General features: G+C 52.0%; 17 protein-coding genes. 7 read left to right on the forward strand and 10 right to left on the reverse strand.

Features of this window, described 5'->3' with window-relative positions; translation table 11 throughout:
- Positions 1-21: 21 nt before the first annotated feature.
- On the forward strand, positions 22-606 hold the full coding sequence (locus tag ACZ5ZS_RS00520) for a TetR/AcrR family transcriptional regulator (protein WP_075059494.1): 585 nt from the start codon (positions 22-24) through the stop codon (positions 604-606).
- 50 nt (positions 607-656) lie between these two features.
- Positions 657-1,073 carry a hypothetical protein gene (locus ACZ5ZS_RS00525; RefSeq protein ID WP_188595949.1) on the forward strand — a complete coding sequence of 139 codons (417 nt, stop codon included), beginning with the start codon at positions 657-659 and terminating at the stop codon, positions 1,071-1,073.
- 224 nt (positions 1,074-1,297) lie between these two features.
- Here the strand turns inward: ACZ5ZS_RS00525 and ACZ5ZS_RS00530 are convergent, their stop codons facing one another.
- Positions 1,298-1,699, reverse strand: a complete 402-nt coding sequence (locus tag ACZ5ZS_RS00530) for a 4Fe-4S dicluster domain-containing protein (RefSeq protein WP_188595950.1) — start codon at positions 1,697-1,699, stop codon at positions 1,298-1,300.
- Between the two features lie 2 nt (positions 1,700-1,701).
- On the reverse strand, positions 1,702-2,082 hold the full coding sequence (locus ACZ5ZS_RS00535; protein WP_188595951.1) for a 4Fe-4S dicluster domain-containing protein: 381 nt from the start codon (positions 2,080-2,082) through the stop codon (positions 1,702-1,704).
- A 576-nt stretch (positions 2,083-2,658) separates the two neighbouring features.
- Between ACZ5ZS_RS00535 and ACZ5ZS_RS00540 the strand changes: the two genes are divergently transcribed.
- Entirely contained in the window at positions 2,659-3,408 is a 750-nt protein-coding gene (locus ACZ5ZS_RS00540) for an MBL fold metallo-hydrolase (RefSeq protein WP_188595952.1), read from the forward strand.
- A 159-nt stretch (positions 3,409-3,567) separates the two neighbouring features.
- Positions 3,568-4,101, forward strand: coding sequence for an NUDIX hydrolase (locus tag ACZ5ZS_RS00545; protein WP_188595953.1), 534 nt, complete (start codon positions 3,568-3,570; stop codon positions 4,099-4,101).
- Positions 4,102-4,116: 15 nt separating this feature from the next.
- On the opposite strand, the gene ACZ5ZS_RS00550 is transcribed toward ACZ5ZS_RS00545, so the two are convergent.
- The 4 genes from ACZ5ZS_RS00550 to ACZ5ZS_RS00565 all read right to left on the reverse strand — a co-directional run bounded on the left by ACZ5ZS_RS00550 (position 4,117) and on the right by ACZ5ZS_RS00565 (position 9,430).
- Entirely contained in the window at positions 4,117-5,388 is a 1,272-nt protein-coding gene (locus ACZ5ZS_RS00550; protein WP_188595954.1) for an MFS transporter, read from the reverse strand.
- Positions 5,389-5,499: 111 nt separating this feature from the next.
- The gene (locus ACZ5ZS_RS00555; RefSeq protein ID WP_188595955.1) at positions 5,500-6,783 is read right to left on the reverse strand and encodes a glycerate kinase type-2 family protein; all 1,284 of its coding nucleotides are present in this window, start codon (positions 6,781-6,783) and stop codon (positions 5,500-5,502) included.
- A 21-nt stretch (positions 6,784-6,804) separates the two neighbouring features.
- Positions 6,805-8,043: a (Fe-S)-binding protein gene (locus tag ACZ5ZS_RS00560; protein ID WP_229657637.1), complete on the reverse strand. Its 1,239-nt coding sequence runs from the start codon at positions 8,041-8,043 to the stop codon at positions 6,805-6,807.
- Entirely contained in the window at positions 8,036-9,430 is a 1,395-nt protein-coding gene (locus ACZ5ZS_RS00565) for an FAD-binding oxidoreductase (RefSeq protein ID WP_188595956.1), read from the reverse strand. The genes ACZ5ZS_RS00560 and ACZ5ZS_RS00565 overlap by 8 nt, the downstream gene beginning before the upstream one ends.
- A 90-nt stretch (positions 9,431-9,520) precedes the next feature.
- On the opposite strand from ACZ5ZS_RS00565, the gene ACZ5ZS_RS00570 reads away from it, so the two are divergent.
- The gene (locus ACZ5ZS_RS00570; protein ID WP_188595957.1) at positions 9,521-10,369 is read left to right on the forward strand and encodes a PD-(D/E)XK nuclease family protein; all 849 of its coding nucleotides are present in this window, start codon (positions 9,521-9,523) and stop codon (positions 10,367-10,369) included.
- Between the two features lie 51 nt (positions 10,370-10,420).
- Here ACZ5ZS_RS00570 and ACZ5ZS_RS00575 read toward each other — a convergent pair whose 3' ends face one another.
- The gene (locus ACZ5ZS_RS00575; protein WP_188595958.1) at positions 10,421-11,578 is read right to left on the reverse strand and encodes a TGS domain-containing protein; all 1,158 of its coding nucleotides are present in this window, start codon (positions 11,576-11,578) and stop codon (positions 10,421-10,423) included.
- 55 nt (positions 11,579-11,633) lie between these two features.
- On the opposite strand from ACZ5ZS_RS00575, the gene ACZ5ZS_RS00580 reads away from it, so the two are divergent.
- Positions 11,634-11,837: a hypothetical protein gene (locus ACZ5ZS_RS00580; RefSeq protein WP_188595959.1), complete on the forward strand. Its 204-nt coding sequence runs from the start codon at positions 11,634-11,636 to the stop codon at positions 11,835-11,837.
- 68 nt (positions 11,838-11,905) lie between these two features.
- Positions 11,906-12,097 (forward strand): ribonuclease P protein subunit, encoded by a 192-nt coding sequence (locus ACZ5ZS_RS00585; RefSeq protein ID WP_188595960.1) that lies wholly within the window; start codon positions 11,906-11,908, stop codon positions 12,095-12,097.
- Positions 12,098-12,100: 3 nt separating this feature from the next.
- Here the strand turns inward: ACZ5ZS_RS00585 and ACZ5ZS_RS00590 are convergent, their stop codons facing one another.
- From ACZ5ZS_RS00590 to ACZ5ZS_RS00600, 3 genes are all read right to left on the reverse strand, one after another.
- Positions 12,101-13,285 (reverse strand): geranylgeranyl reductase family protein, encoded by a 1,185-nt coding sequence (locus tag ACZ5ZS_RS00590; RefSeq protein ID WP_188595961.1) that lies wholly within the window; start codon positions 13,283-13,285, stop codon positions 12,101-12,103.
- Positions 13,286-13,362: 77 nt separating this feature from the next.
- Positions 13,363-14,583 (reverse strand): nicotinate phosphoribosyltransferase, encoded by a 1,221-nt coding sequence (locus ACZ5ZS_RS00595; protein ID WP_188595962.1) that lies wholly within the window; start codon positions 14,581-14,583, stop codon positions 13,363-13,365.
- A gap of 65 nt (positions 14,584-14,648) precedes the next feature.
- On the reverse strand, positions 14,649-15,818 hold the full coding sequence (locus ACZ5ZS_RS00600) for an ABC transporter permease (protein ID WP_188595963.1): 1,170 nt from the start codon (positions 15,816-15,818) through the stop codon (positions 14,649-14,651).
- Positions 15,819-15,885 lie beyond the last annotated feature (67 nt).

Consider the following 15,885-nt stretch of genomic DNA (forward strand, 5'->3'; position numbering starts at 1 on the left):
AGAATAATCTAGAGAAAAACCATGAGAAACAAGATAGGAAGAAGGGAAAAAACAATGAATATAGTCAATGCAGCCATTAAGGTCTTTGCAGAGAAGGGATTTGATGCTGCCTCAATGGATGAGGTGGCAAAGGCATGCGGCGTGAGCAAGGGCACATTATTCCTATACTTCAAGAATAAGGATGAATTGATACAAAGCGTTGCGCTTCTCTCCGCACCCTATGATGTGATAAACGACGCTTTAAAGAGAGATTACAATAATGCACGGGAGCTACTTATGTATTTCGGCATGAGATTTATGGAGAAGTACTCAAACGAGGATTTGAGGTCGCTGCTAATGCTAACTATGGCCTATAAGGACAGATATGAGAGAGTTAAGGAGAGGTTGCGAGAGACCTGCATGAGTAAGATGGATGAGATGTTCAAGAGAATTGAGACTCTCACGGGACGCCCAATGCCGGTCTCGCTTAAGAAGGCCTTCTTTGGAGCATTAATGTGTTACGCGATTTGGTGGGACGAGAACGAGGTGGAGCCCAGGAAATTCGTTGAGGAGTTAGTCGATGGATTACTAAGTGCGACAAATTCAACTACACGGAATATAAGTTAATAATTGAACATTATCAAAATGCATATAAGTAAAAACGCAATTCTTTGATAATGAGCGGCGGAAAAACCGGCGAGAGAACCCAAGGCAAGGTGCCATTCTACTTCAAGTCATTTGATAAGACCATCGGCGTGGCCAGCAATATGGAGGAATTAAGAAGCGAATTCAAGAGGCTTTTAGACGTCGATCCGAAGAGCCTTGAGTATCACCTCAAGGAGGGGCACATAGTACAATGGCTCGCGTACATAGGCGAGAATGAGCTCTCAAAGAGGCTAATTGACGTCAGCGACCCAAGGAAGGCCTATGAAATAATAAATGATTACCTCTCATCGAGGAAAAGAATGAATGCGCAGGAGGAGAGGGGACCAGCCATGAAACCGCATAGAAAACCTCATGAAAAACCTTGGCATAGAGAGGGGGATACGGTACCCAATGATCGACGCCCGCGTGGATTTAAGTCCAAGCAGTGAAGCAAACATCAATAATGTATTAGGTAATGATTAATATTCGACCCTACGCTAATTCGGAAGGACCTCACCGTTCATGGATCATCACTAATCACTAGAAGATCGTTTATTCCGGCATTATTGAGATAAATCATTCCATTACCAAAGGGCTGATGGGGATAATAGACAGAAACGAGAGCGCTTAAGCTAGCTATTCTGGCCAATGGTCGGCGAGGCTTGTTTTGCCATCAATGACAAGTACCAACTTGATCTTCGCATATCTTCTTTATCAGCGAAGATGGTAACTCCATCACTAGATTCGGGTTCCTCCTAAGCCTCTCCTCAAGTTCCCTTCTCACTACGCCCGAATCCACGAGGTCTCGTGCAGGCTTCTTAAGCTCGGAGGGGCTTGGAAACGTTATTGCATCCCAGAGACAAGCCACTTGACAGTTATTGCACCCAACCATGCAATTATTCGGGTATAGAACAATGGCTTTCCTCTTAGTCTCATCGTATCCAAACACATTCCTTCTCTCGGAGCACTGCACCACGCATAAACCACACCCAACGCATTTATCCTCATCTATCGCTGGACCCCACTCTATGGCGGCCCTCTCAATTCCATGCCACTTGCTGAGGTCTGAACACATGATCACTGCCTCATCTCGTGTAGACCCTCACTTAGTTTGATAGCCCTTGATTGAACCCTATGATCGGGATACTTAATTAATCTCTCCGCTAATTCCTTCTTTACAGTGGGAAATATCTTCTCCTTCACTATAATGCCTTGTAGGAACCTCCTTGGATCGCTTGGAAACGATATGGCGTCCTCAGGACACAGCTTGGCGCATGTTGTGCACCCCAGAACGCAACTACCGGGATTAGCAACCAACGGCACGCCTTTATTGGTCCACCTGAAGACATCGTTTCCGCAAGTGAGAATGCATAGGCCGCATCCACTGCATTTATCGTAATCTATTTTAGGGTACCAGACGTAACGGGACCTATCCACTCCATGCCATGCCTTGCTCATGAATAACTGCTGAACGCCGAGTCACTTAATCTTTATGAGCGATTAATCCATTGTAAAATACTATGAGGGAAAGTCATTTAAATGATATACGGATAGTATGCGTGGTTCCGTAAAGCCGTGGGCTTTGCCACGCTCTTCCCAAGTCTTGGAGGAGGCAATGTGGTTCTATCATTCCTTTCAACCATAGCGAGGACAAGCGAAGATCCCCAATCCATGATCCACTAACTCACCTCCTGTGCAAGTCCCTAACCTATGCTGGATCGATGAAGCAAAGCTCCTTGCTTCTCGACCCCACCGCTCAACGCTTCTTCTAAGCTGGGCGGCCCGGCATTTTTGGATGGGTTGGCCATGGAGGGGTTGAAACTCATCATCATTACTCCTTAAAATTGAAGGATCAAGCACCAGGATTGTTCCCTATAGCATGATCTAGCACGTGTTTATATTTTGATTCCCTTTTAACGATTCTAACAATTGCTAATTCGATGCCGTAGCTAAGTGCTGTAGTTTCAATATACTGTATCCCAAAGGGCGAGTTTTTAGGTATTGTTTATAAATGGTTGATGCGGCTTGAACTATATGAGGTTGACTTTCCTAGGCGTAGGCGGCTGGGTGTCCAGTCCCTGGCTCAACATGGCCTCAATACTGGTCACGGTGGGGAACAGAAGGATACTGCTCGACGCTGGGGAGGGGATATATAGGCAGTATAGGAGGTGCACAGGCCTTGACGTGGGCGATTTGGATTTAGTGGTGTTGAGCCATGGGCACGGCGATCACGTGTTGGGGATACCATCTTTTGCATTGATGGCTGGTTCCCAGAATCGCAGGTTGAGGGTGATCGCCATGGATTACGTTGTGAGGGATATAAGGAGACTCATGAGGGATGTTCACTTGGAGAAGTACACGCGGTTCCTCCGCTTGATCGCTGCATCCGTGGGTGATGAGCCGCGCATCATATATGAGGGCAATGGGTACCAAGTCTGGGCCTCCACGGCTGCCCACTCCATCCCATCAATGGCCATCAAGGTCATGGAGAACTCCACGGGGCAGTGCATTGTCTATAGTGGGGATACCATGCCGTCGGATAACGTGGCTAGGCTGGCGAGGGGATGCAATGTCTTAATTCATGAAATCAGCGGCAATCCAGGCATGGAGACGGAGGCGCACGCCGTTGGCCATAGCACCACTGACGATGCTAGACACATAGCGGAGATGGCCGGCGTTAAGTACTTGATTCCAATTCATTACTATATAAAGAACCCAATAATAAACAGAGGACGCATCTTGGTGCCGCTCGAGTGCTCCAGCGTAGATGTGGGCGAGCTCTAGACATGGAGGCAGTCCAACATAAGCGAATCACTTCATTCCTAGCCTCCTAAGCTTCAATCCACCCTCGTGGAAGCATTAATCCCAGCCCGTAAGGGTAATGTATCAGCTAATTAGGGATTTAGAGATAAAGATATTAACTAAATATGCCCGTCTCACTGTATGGCGGCCATCAAGCCGAAGGAGGGCGTTTGGGCGGCGGTCGCCGTGATACTGAGGATCTGCAGCGGCGAGCTTCAAGTGCTGGTCGGCAGGCGCAAGAATAGGAGCGGGGATCCATGGGCTGGCGACGCCTCTTTCCCGGGAGGTCACTATAAGGAGAGCGATGGAGATCTATTGAGGACCGCGATTAGGGAGACGATGGAGGAGACCGGAATAGATCTAAGCAATGCCCGCGTCATCAAGGTACTGGATGTCCAGCATCCCCATAACATACCCGAAATAAACGTGGTGCCAATAGTGTTCTCCATTAATGGGTGCAACGTCGAGCCGGTCACAGATGGGGGGGAGTTCGACGAATTCAAGTGGATAGCCCTCAGCGATATTCACAGACACGAGAGGGAGGCAATCGTCAAGGACAGGGAGAGAACGGCGATAGTCTACGATGGAATAATAATTTGGGGCATGACTAGGCGAATACTTCTCAGAGTGTATGATGAGACAGATGAATTGAAAAAACAAATATTCAATGCTTGATTTTAAGGGTAAAACTCACGCCTGGGTTATCTGCTTGAAGGCCTTGAGCGAGTACACCAGGGCAACCGCTAACACGAAGAAAACAACAAATACTGCATATGCCAATGCGAAGCTATGGGTGGCCGATTCTATGTAGCCAACTATATAGGGACCCACGAAGCCTCCCAGGTTTCCTATGGAGTTCACGAACCCTATGGCCACCGCTGCGACAGCTCCCGTTAAATACATGGTTGGGAGGCTCCAGAAGGAACCGAAGGGACCCAATATGCCCATGGTTAATAATATCAAGGCGATTACAAGAGCGTAGAAATTGCCCGGCAGCGCTATTGCTATTATCGCACCTATTGCCCCTATTATCAATGGAATTGCCGTGTGATGTATCCTCTCCATAGTTATATCGGAGTGACGGCCCCATAAATACATGTACACCAGCCCTATCAACCATATGCCCGAGATCAAGTAACCGACGCCGACGTATCCATACGTGGAGCCGAGCTTAAGTATAGCGGGGGACCATATATCTACTGCATATAGATCCGTTATCCAGAAAAAGTATATCAGGGCAAGCATTACGGTAACTGGGTTGGCTATGGCCGATCCAAAGCTCTGCTTCACCTTCTTAGCGGCCTCCTCGGCCTCCCTAGTCAACGCAGCTATCAATGCATTCTTCTCCTCAGGAGCCAGCCAAGCCGCCTCATTGGGCCTATTCGTCATGAAGGCATAGGCTATCGGCGAGAATATTAGGGCGAGCAAGCCCTCTATGTAGAATAGCCAGCGCCAACCTATGGTGGTTATTATGTAGCCGGCGAGCGGCCCATTTATTATCTCCGAGACAGGTATAGCCATCATGAAAAGGGCCACTGCCTGTGCCCTCCATTTCTGGGGGAACCATAGGGATAAGTAGTATATTATGCCTGGAAAGAACGCTCCCTCCATGAATCCCTCGAAGAACCTATATACATCTAGCTCCACTATATTCGTTACCGTCCCCACCAATATGCCGAATATGCCCCACCCCGCCAGGAAGACCGCAACCACTACCTTGGCTCCTATCCTATCAACCAAGTACGTGCCCGGCATCTGGAATATGAAGTATCCAATGAAGAATATGCCGGAGGCTAAGCCTAGATCGGCGTATGAGAAGCCGAGAAGTTGATGCATGGGGACCTCGGCAAAGCCTATGTTTACCCTATCAAGGAATGCTATAATATAAAGGATAAATACAAAGGGAATTATTCTGATCCATAGCCTTTTCACAGTTTTATTTAGTAGTTCTTGTTCTGACATTATAGTAAATTATGAATAACCAATTTATAACAATTCTGTTAAATATATAATTATTTATTTATATTATAAAATTTTTATTAGTATTATGATATATTCTTAGTCAATATCCTATTATTTCTCAATTGAATCAATCATTACTACCGATATTATATTTAGGTTACTACCGGTTAACCCGGTTCTAATCAGTGAGCCGGTTGCTTCGAATATTGCCGCAGTGTTATTCCTGCCCAGCTCACCCACGAAGCTCACACCGGCCCTTTCCGCCTCCTTCATGGTTTCCCCATCCGCGACGCATCCGGCCGCATCCATATTGCCGTCCTGCCCATCGGTGGCCAACGACAGCATGTAAACGCCGCCAACCCCCCTCGCGCCCAATGCGAATCCAGCGCAGAGCTCAGTGGTCCTCCCTCCCTTACCATTTCCCCTCACCATAACTGTGGGTTCTCCACCGACTAAAATCGCCCCTCTAGGGAGAGGCAAGCCGCTGCGGTGCGCCTCTACAGCTATGCTGGCGAGAAACCTCCCAACCTCCCTGGCCTCCCCCTCCACGCTAGACGTCAAAATAAGGGAGGGAATTCCCCTCCTTGCCAAGCGACTCGATAATCCCCTCAATACATCCATGTTGGACGCCATTAGGAAAGCATCGGCTCCCGCCAATTCCTTTGGCGTTTCCTCCCTCAATCCCCGCATGCCCTCCTCCAACACAGTCCTTACTCGCGGCGGCGCCTTCTCCCATATCCCCCTCGACTTCAACGCCAATACTGCATCTCCGTAAGTGGTGGGGTCCGGAACAGTGGGGCCGCTCGCTATGGTGGCAGGATCATCGCCCGGAACATCGCTTGCCAACAAAGATACGACCCTTGCCCCTCTATCCAACGCGATCTTGGCCAGCCGCCCACCCTTCACGGCGGAGACGTGCTTCCTCACGGCATTTATCTCCTCAATGGTGGCTCCACTCATGATCAGCAACTCGTTGAGGCCCCTCAAGTCCTCCAACGAAATCCCCGGGGCCGGCACTTCCACAAGCGCGGACCCGCCTCCGCTTATCAGGAAGAGAACTAAATCTCCTCTTTCAACGCTGCCCAGCAGCTCCATAATCGCCTCCCCCGCGCGGAGGCTTGCCTCGCTTGGCAGTGGGTGCGTGGATTCCAATACCATCGAGTGAAGACTTCTCCTCGGAGTTCCCTGGGGAACCACCACAATGCCATCAACTACCTTGCTTCCCAACTCCTCCTCCGCGGCGGCAGCCATGTTGACGGCGCCCTTGCCCATTGAAATCACGTGGATGCGATCAGCACTAAGGGGATGGGATGCCAACCATGAGCGGGCTCTCCCGTATAGGTCCGACTCCTCCAGTATATCCCTAATCATGTCCTTCATGAAGTTGCTGATCATGCTGTACACCACTCAACCAAGTCAGGCCTTGCCGCCCATCGCCTCGATCAGGACCTCCGATATGTCAACCACGCTTTCGTCCTTGTCCAAGTTAACGAAGCAGATGGGGCAAGCCGTCACTATTCTGGCTGCGTTCGTATCCTTCAATTCCTTAAACCTAATCGAGGCCACATTATCCGATATGCCTGGGTAAAACGCCTCGTCAGGGCCTCCGCAGCACATGGTGTTCCTTCCGTTATGCAGGGGAAGCCTAACCTCGGCCACCTTGCTCAGCAACTCCAGCGGCTTGTCGTAGTCCAACCTTCTCTTTAGGTGGCACGGCTCATGATATGCCACGGAGCCCAAACCGCGCTTCAGGTCGAGTGAACCAAGCAAATCTAGGTAGTGAACCACCTCCAAGTCAAAGCCCGGCACGTATTTGGGATACTCATTGATCATTATATCATACGTATGGGGATCCACCACTATTAGCCTCCTAACCCCCCTCTCCCGGAATAGGTTGACCACCTTCTCCGCATACCTCCGGAACTCCTCGACGTACCCCATGTCTAACAGCAACGTGCCCGGGTACGGTTCGTCCTCGCCCAGGTAGCCGAACTTGACGCCGGCGGCCTTGAGGAGCTTGACCACATTGCGCAGGTATCCCTCCATTTTCCTCCTTACCTCAGGATCATAAAGCCCCGCCATCATCTTGGAGAGGGAGGGAGCGCGGCTCAGTATAGCGGAGCCTATGCTCATCAATTTCATGTTTCCATTTAATAATTCCTTCAATTTCTTATTATATGCCATCAATTGATACATATGGCCCGTGTAGAGCACGGTGCTGGAGCTCCCGTCGAACTCAATGCCCCGGGCCCACTCCGCGCATTCCTTCCTCAACCCAAGCGGGTCCCAGTACCTCATGGTGAGCTCCACTATCATCTTGGCGACGGGGTGCTCCTGCCTCCCCGCCAGGAAATTGCCGTCAGCTATTGCCTGCTTCATGTAATCGCTGACCCTCCCAGCATTCACGCCGGCCGGGCACACCTGGAGACAGGCGTAGCAGCTCAGGCATGAGTTGAATGCGTCCCCCACGGCTAGCCTAGACTTGCCTCCCCGCCCCACTTCCTCCAGAAACGCCTTGGCAAGGTTTATCCTCCCCCTTGCACCCATCGATGCCTTATACCCGGACGCCGGGAACGTGGGGCACACGGCCTCGCAGAACCCGCAGTTTATGCAGGCCCCAGCCTCCCTTGATATTGCATTCAATACATCAATCAAAGAGCTTCCCCCTGTTCAACAAATTCTTGGGGTCGAACACCTTCTTTAACTGCCTCATCAATTCCAGATTAACGGGGGTGCCCCGAGCCTTGAACTCCTCCACCAACAACTGCTTCTTCTCCAGCCCAATGCCGTGCTCCGCGGAGACACTTCCACCGTGTCTCACCGCTATCATGCCCGTCTCCAAGAGGAACTCCGACACCCTACGCATCTCCTCCTCGTCATCGGCGTTGGCGAATATGTTGAGGTGAACATTGCCATCCCCTATGTGGCCGAAGAGCGATACCTTGAACCCATACCTCTTTATGGCCCCATCCAAGTCGACGAGGGTTGAGGGCACCTCCGTCGGGGGAACCACCACGTCTCCTATTATGACCTTCTCGCCTGGTCTCGCCCTCTCCATTAGGAGAGAGGAGTAAAGCCCCTTCCTGGCTTGATATATCCTATCCATCTCCTCGGGATCCGTGGTTATCCTGACATGGAGGGGGTTCGTGGTCCTTATCGCGTCCGCGGCCGACTCAAGGTCCTTCTTTATGGATTCCTCGGTGGACGCTATGTCGATTATCATCATGTAATTGGCCTCGCTTGGGTAGTCTATCCCCTTGCTCTTCTTCGCCGCATCCATGGCTATTCCATCCATGAATTCCGCAATGTAAGGTATTATTCCATTTTCAGTAAGTCTCGCCACAACCTTGCCCGCATCCTCAATAGATTTGTAATAGGCTAGTATCCTGCCCGTCCGCCGGGGAAGCGGGGTTATTTTCAGCGTGGCCTTGGTTATTATGCCCAGGGTCCCCTCGCTCCCAATCATCAACGCGGTCAGGTCATATCCGATGGACCTCTTCAACACCCGCCCACCGAACTGGGCAACCTCGCCCGTGGGCAGCACCACCTCCATGCCTAGAACCCACTCCTTGGTGGCGCCATACATGGCTCCCCTCATGCCTCCAGCGTTTGTGGACAGGGACCCGCCCACCGTGGCCGCCAAGGAACTCGCCGGATCTGGCGGGTAGAAGTACCTGAACTTGGATAGATACGCGTTCAATGCGTCCAGCCTGACGCCGGCCTCCGCCACCACGTACCTATCCGGGACGCTGACCTCCAGTATCTTATCGAAGCGATTCATGCTTATCACCACGCCGCCCTCAAGGGGCACCGACGAGCCCGTGAGGGAAGTCCCGCCGCCCCTCACATACATGGGAACCTCGGCCTCGTAGCATGCCTTGACCACCTTGGCCAACTCCGTTGTGGTGCCTGGAATCACCACGGCGAGGGGCTCGCCGCCCGACAAGTAGGACGCGTCCCGCATGTATGGGAGGATGTCCTCCTTCTTTGTAAGCACATTGCCGGGGCCTACGACCCTTCTCATTTCTTCTATAACATCCATGTATAAAGACCTTCAATCATGTTAATAAGCTTTGAGTAATGGGAGGAACGGCGCGATACGTTTTTATCAAGCGATCCACCGGCTTAGGCAGTGGATGCGCCTCTCTTGGCCAGGAATTACATAGTTTGGAACGGCGAGCAACTGCAACTGCCCAAGCTGAAGCACGACGCGGTGTTCCTGATGGTAAGTAACATAGCCGTTCAATCCAAGATATGCGAGTATAGGATACACCTCAGCTACATGAAGCCCAGGGAGGTGGGGGAGGCTAGCTTGGAGGGCATAGAGGAGCACGGGAGGCAGTTGGGAGTGAGGGCTGAGGCCGGTTATGATCTGGACGTGGGGAAGGGAGTGCCCACTCTGGTGAATAGGGGAGAGGAGGGGGTGGAGTACTTCAACAGCGTGGTGGGGAGGAGGTGGATAGGCAAGCTGGACTTGAGCAGGCCAACGGCCGAGGCAGCCATAGTTGATGTGGTGGAGGGAGTGCCCATACTTGGCCAGGTCGATATGGTGATCCCGCTCCAAGGCTCCCTGGGAATCGTTGAGCTGAAGACCACGGGGAATAGATTCGCCGTGATACACGAACACGAGTTGATGCAGGCAGCGATTTATTGCGTAATGATGAGGCGGCTAGGCTATAACTGCTCCAACGCGTTCGTTGTTAAGGTGATCAGGGGAACGAGCTTCAACTTGATGAGGGAGGCCGATTCCTTGGCAAGCAGGCTGAGCAGCATGTCGCCGGGCCAGGCCATTAGGATGGGGGATGTCGCCATAAAGGGCGCCAAGATAGATGAGGCTACCATAATGCGGGACATAGAGCGGGCCATGGAGTACTGGCTTTACAAGAGAAACCCGACCCACAACAACTCACCAAGCAATTGCAGCCACTGCGATTACTGGAACTCATGCCCGTTCTCCACCGCCCGCGGCATGCATCATTGATGCAGGAGCGCCGGTCAACTTAATGTTTTGGCAAACCGTCCGGCTCCGTCATCATGCATGTATTTCTATGATGTTTTGATCGTCTAGGATGTAATTAAGCCCCACCTTCTTATACATATTGGGGTAATCATCGATCCTCCACACCCTGGCGTACCTGAAGTTCTCATAAAGCCCGGTGTGTATCGTCTTCGCCACATCACCCACGGTGGATCCCCTCCTCATTATGAGGGGCTTCCTGGAGTAGCTATCGGATTGAGTGTTCTTGGAGTATATCCTGATCAAGTCAAGCCGCTTTAGTATTGCCTCGCTCAACTGCTTCCTATTTATTTTGCATTTAATGAGCGAGGCGAATATCTTGGGCTCCAGCCCCGACGCCTGCATCCTCAAGTAATCCCTGTCGGATTGATCTATTTTGTTTACTATGAATATGCTGGGCTTATACACGTAGTTCTTGAATAATGCATCCTCCACGTCATCCAACGTAGCCTCTCCATTTATGGTGACTTGAGCATTGAGTATCCCATAATCCGTCAACAATTTCTTTATTGAGTCGACCGAGCAACCCTTAAAGGAACCGGAGACCTGGATGCCCCCGCTCACAGTCCTACGGATGCTTATGGCAGCCCTGGGTTGCCTGATCAGTATTCCCTGCCCCCTGAATATCTCCTCTATCTTATTGATCTGATCCTCCAAATCCATCGATGCATCCAACACGAGCAGCAAGCCATCCACGTTCCTGGCCAGGGATGCCGAGAGCACGTTATTATCGCTCTCCGCATCGAATGGATTCAAGGAGGGGAACTTCACTAACTGGTAATATATTAAGTCCTCTATGAACATGCCGGGAATCGGCTGCGAATCGGTGAATGGCACATCATCCGGCTCCACGTTGGCATTGGTGAGGCACTTGAGCAGGCTGGATTTGCCGGAGCTCGGCAAACCAACCACGCCCAGCTGGGCGTCCCCCTCCTTCTCGACATATATGGTCCTGCCCCCCCTACTGCTCCTCTCCTTCTTCTGCTTTAGCTCCACCTCGCGCCTCAACGCGGCTATCCTGTGCCTGACGAAGTGAACCAGGTTCTCCGTTCCCTTATGCTTGGGTATCGCGCTGAGGAACTCCTCCAACGCGGCTATCCTCTCCTCGTCAGTCTTAGCATTCATGGCCTTCATCCACTTCGCCTTTGCCTCGGGAGGCAAGTTGGTCGGCATCTCATCCTAGCATTAAAGGAAACAAATATAAGCTTTTAACTTGGATACATCACGCGTGAAGATCAAGGGATTAACCAAGCTGCTCACCCTCCTCCTGTTGCTGCTGTTAATGGTTAGGTCGGCTGGGAGAGGGGGCTTGACTGACGCGTTGAAGAGGGGAGAGGGGGAAGTGAGGAGGGCCCTCGGGGAGGAAGGGGAGCCATTTTCTAATCAATCACAGGCTATCCTTGATGAGACAAACGGCAAACCCAGCCCGTAATAGCTTTGGGGAGGGGGACCGGTTCACCGCATCGCCAGCTTTTTTAACGGAGAGGGTAAATCAAGCCTATGCTGGTGGAAACCGCCAAGTGCCTTAATCCATACATGAACGGGATAAGGGGGTTAATCGTGGAGCGGAGGAGGAACTCCTTCCTGATATTAACGCCGACGGGGGCTTTGAAGGTAGTGCCCAAGGGGCATTGCTGGTTTTACGTATACAGGGGGAACTGCGTGAGGCTGGAGCGCGATCCATCTCCTTGATCATCAATGCTTTCGCTGGCTCGCCACCAACGAATTAATGAGGGGAGATAGTATGCCCAACATTAAGCTAGTGCTAGCCTTGCTTGACCCCATAACTGCATCCCTGAGCGCCGTCCTCAGCAATGGCTTGGGGAATTTAAGCAATCTCTTCACCGCCTCGTAATCGTAGAGGATGGGGTCAGCCAGCTTCCTGTAATCCACCATCCTCTTCATGAATGACCCAAATACTGAATAGAGCAGCGAGTAGTAATCAATGCCTTGAATCATAGAATCAACCACCAACTTCCCAGTTATCATGGCGGGGTTTATCCCGGCCCCGTTGGTTGGTATCACGCTGCCCACCGCATCGCCCACCAAGTACGCACCTCCCCTGGCCCTAACCAAGCCCCCCACCGGTATCGTCTTGGATAGAACGGCCCTCTGTAGCGGCCGTAAGCCGAACTTATCGATGAATCTCCTGTGGAGATCCAGCACGGACGCCCCCCCTCCCCACGCTGCATCGCCCCTCACACCGATGCCCGTGTTGTGAGTCCCATCCCCCCTTGGAAATATCCAGGCATAGCCGCCTGGAGCCAGCCTTGGATCCATTATTATCATCGCCTCCTCATCATCGAACCTGCCGGCTGCGCGCTGGCTAGTGGCCACTATTAAGTCCCGAGGCCCCATCTCTGAGGCCCCAGCCAACTCGCTCAGCGTGGAGGGATAGGCATCGGCCCCCACTGCCTTGTCCGCCACCATGAATGACTCACCATCCCGCCCCTTCACGGAGCACTTAACGTATGGATCGTCAACAACGCACCCCGTGACTGTGGTGGAGAAGAGAACCTTAGCGCCCCCTTGCTCCGCGGCATCTATTACGTGTCTAATCATTGCGCCCTTATCTATCACCAATGAATCGAACGGAAACGATCCTATTGAAACATCGCCCAGAATTACGTTTAACCGCTTTATCCTATTGATAATCACATCTCTTGAGAGCACGACATCTAAGGTGTATGCCAGCAAATCATTTATTCTCGAGGGCAGGTAATTGGCCAGTAAGTCCTTCGACGGAAGCAGCTCGCCGCACACGATGGGTCCATATCGGGCCGACTTCTTATCGATCAATGTAACGTTAAACTCCTTCCTGACGGCCTCCAAGGCAGTGAACGAGCCGCCGGGCCCCGCCCCCACTATCATCAAATCCATGCGGGGAATTCCTCTCACTGCTAATTAAAGCTAAGCCCTGACGCCAATGAGGAGATGGGAAGGACCGCATTCCTTATTTAATAATTGAATATAACTGAGGGGGAGGCACCGTCCAACTCCCTCAGTTGGCGAAGCACCCTGCCGCGGATCTCATCGTCGTCATCCTCCATCAATGGCTTGCCCCCCTCCATCACCTTCACCAATAATTCCTCCGGGGCTCCATTGGGGCAATCAATGCGCGACCCCCACATGGTAACCACGTCCCTGAACCCGGGGCACCTATGCACCTGCTTGAAGCCGGCCAGCTTTCCCCTCTTAGTTATTGGGCGCCACTTCCCGCTCTTCTCATCAAATGCCTCCACTATATCCATGCTCACGTCAATGCTGGGTGGAAACGCTATCGACGTCCCGACCCCAAACGAGTCGGCGACGTCCCTCAACGATGCCACGGCCTCCTCGTCCAGCCCACCGCTGACCACCACCTTTAAGTCGTAACCCATCGCCTTCGCGCTCCACTTCACCTCATTCACTATATCCCTCATGTTCCCCCTCCTGCTGCTGGGCGTGTCCAGCCGCACCCCCGCCAGCTTATTGCCGAGGGACTTAATGGCGAGCCCCACCTCCTCCCTCTCGTCCAAGAAGGTGTCCGCCAGCACTATCCTGGGCACGTCGCTGGGAACGGCCTCATCGAAGAACTTCCACGCAAGGGAGTGATCCCCCATCGCATGCTTGAATATTATCATCAATGCGTGAGGCATTGTTCCGCTAGCCCTTATTCCCAGCAGCTCGGCCCCCAGCGTCCCGGCCACTCCATCGCATCCCCCTATATAGGCAGCCCTATCAGCCATGGGTTGTATCAAGGGGTGGAGAGCCCTAGCCCCGAAGAAGAGGCATTGCTTATCCATCGCCAGCCTCTTTATCCTAGCGGCCTTCGTGGATATGGATGAGTAATGCCTCAGTATGCCTAGGATGGGCGTCTCGTACACCGCGAAATCTGCGTACCTCCCTTCAATCACCAATAATGGCTCCTTCGGCAGGAACACCGTTCCCTCCCTCATCGAGTATACATCTATGTTCAGCCCAGCCCTCCTTATCAGCTCAATCACTTCCCTCAACCCTGTGAATAGGCCCCACGAGTAGCCAGGGGGGAGGCCCATCACGTGGAACTCCGCCCTTACCTTGACGTCCTCAAGCCCGGCCTTCTTTATGGTCTCAATGGTTCGGATGAAGTAAACATCAGTGACCTTGCCGTCTATGACCTCCTCCTCCCTCGCTGCGTAGAATGCCCTGTCCTTCATGCCGGGCCAATCATCATTACGCTATTTAAAGATATTCCGGCAAATTGATCGAAGTTCCTCCATCCTCAGCCGATGCGGAGAACCTCCATGGGCCTAACCTTGGCCACACGCCTTATTGGAACGATGGACGCCAATATACCTATGGCTATTGAGGCGGCGAAGCCCAACGCGAAGAGGGAGGGGATTGGCTGTATTATTATATTGATTGAGTACCCCAACGCGTTCAACAGAGCGGAAACGCCGTGAGCCCCGTAGAAGCCCACCACTAGCCCTATTGTGGATCCGATCATGGTTATGAAAAGCGACTCGAAGAGGAACATCATCATTATCTGAGAATTCGATGCGCCTATTGCCTTCAGTATGCCTATCTCCCTTAATCTCTCATTTACATTCATCAACATCGTGTTGGCTATGCTGAGCCCAGCTATTGCTAGGCTGAGCACTATTATCAATATGAAGAACGTATTTACGAGGCTTATTACATCCCCAATTGCCCCAATTATGTCTTGCTGCTCGTAGACTTGTGCATCAGGGTAGGCAGAGTGCACGGCATCCACGAAGGCCGTGAGGGTAGTGGACGAATCGCTGGTCAGCTTCACGAATATGGTGTTGACGAAGCCGCTCACTCCCAACTGATCCTGCAGGTAGCTGAGGGATGTGACCACCATATTCACTTGAAACCCGAAGAGACCCCCGAATATGCTGGAGAAAACGCCGGCCACCCTCATCCTCACCACTTGATACGTGGAGCCCAAGCCGCCCAGTCCCTCCGGAATCATGACGTATATGTAATCCCCCACCCCAACTCCCAGCTTTTGCGCTAATTGGCTGGATATTATGCAATCGCCCGGCGATTCTATTAATCCCCCACTGATCAAATCGGGATAGAAGTACTGCAATGCACTGGATGGCATTCCGATCAGCGTTATGGTTTCGCCGCCCACCACCGCATTGCCCACCAGTATTGCCGGTACGGCGTTGGATACATATTTCATTCCATTCATGGAAACGGCGACTTGCTGAGGCATGGCTATCGTGGAGGAGTATATTATGACGTCGGCCGGCAGTATGCTCTTCACCTCATTTGTGACGGCGAGTTGAACGTCGTGCGTGACAGTCTCGAGGGCTATCATCAATGCAACTGCGTACACGACAGTCAGAGCAGTGAGCAGCGTCCTACTTTTCTTGCTCCTCATGTTCTTGATGGCCATCCCGACCAATAAGCCGTAATTCACTTGATGACCGAAGCCGCCCCATATAAAAAGCTCTCCACTTGATGCCAGCGATTTGCCTGGAGGTTCT

The organism is Thermocladium modestius, assembly GCF_055398215.1.

What these genes read in the sequence shown, in the direction of transcription:
- ACZ5ZS_RS00520 (WP_075059494.1), top strand. Translation starts at nt 22, where the DNA reads ATGAGAAACAAGATAGGAAGAAGGGAAAAAACAATGAATATAGTCAAT.
- ACZ5ZS_RS00525 (WP_188595949.1), top strand. Translation starts at nt 657, where the DNA reads ATGAGCGGCGGAAAAACCGGCGAGAGAACCCAAGGCAAGGTGCCATTC.
- ACZ5ZS_RS00530 (WP_188595950.1), bottom strand. Translation starts at nt 1,699, where the DNA reads ATGTGTTCAGACCTCAGCAAGTGGCATGGAATTGAGAGGGCCGCCATA.
- ACZ5ZS_RS00535 (WP_188595951.1), bottom strand. Translation starts at nt 2,082, where the DNA reads ATGAGCAAGGCATGGCATGGAGTGGATAGGTCCCGTTACGTCTGGTAC.
- ACZ5ZS_RS00540 (WP_188595952.1), top strand. Translation starts at nt 2,659, where the DNA reads ATGAGGTTGACTTTCCTAGGCGTAGGCGGCTGGGTGTCCAGTCCCTGG.
- ACZ5ZS_RS00545 (WP_188595953.1), top strand. Translation starts at nt 3,568, where the DNA reads ATGGCGGCCATCAAGCCGAAGGAGGGCGTTTGGGCGGCGGTCGCCGTG.
- ACZ5ZS_RS00550 (WP_188595954.1), bottom strand. Translation starts at nt 5,388, where the DNA reads ATGTCAGAACAAGAACTACTAAATAAAACTGTGAAAAGGCTATGGATC.
- ACZ5ZS_RS00555 (WP_188595955.1), bottom strand. Translation starts at nt 6,783, where the DNA reads ATGATCAGCAACTTCATGAAGGACATGATTAGGGATATACTGGAGGAG.
- ACZ5ZS_RS00565 (WP_188595956.1), bottom strand. Translation starts at nt 9,430, where the DNA reads ATGGATGTTATAGAAGAAATGAGAAGGGTCGTAGGCCCCGGCAATGTG.
- ACZ5ZS_RS00575 (WP_188595958.1), bottom strand. Translation starts at nt 11,578, where the DNA reads ATGCCGACCAACTTGCCTCCCGAGGCAAAGGCGAAGTGGATGAAGGCC.
- ACZ5ZS_RS00585 (WP_188595960.1), top strand. Translation starts at nt 11,906, where the DNA reads ATGCTGGTGGAAACCGCCAAGTGCCTTAATCCATACATGAACGGGATA.
- ACZ5ZS_RS00590 (WP_188595961.1), bottom strand. Translation starts at nt 13,285, where the DNA reads ATGGATTTGATGATAGTGGGGGCGGGGCCCGGCGGCTCGTTCACTGCC.
- ACZ5ZS_RS00595 (WP_188595962.1), bottom strand. Translation starts at nt 14,583, where the DNA reads ATGAAGGACAGGGCATTCTACGCAGCGAGGGAGGAGGAGGTCATAGAC.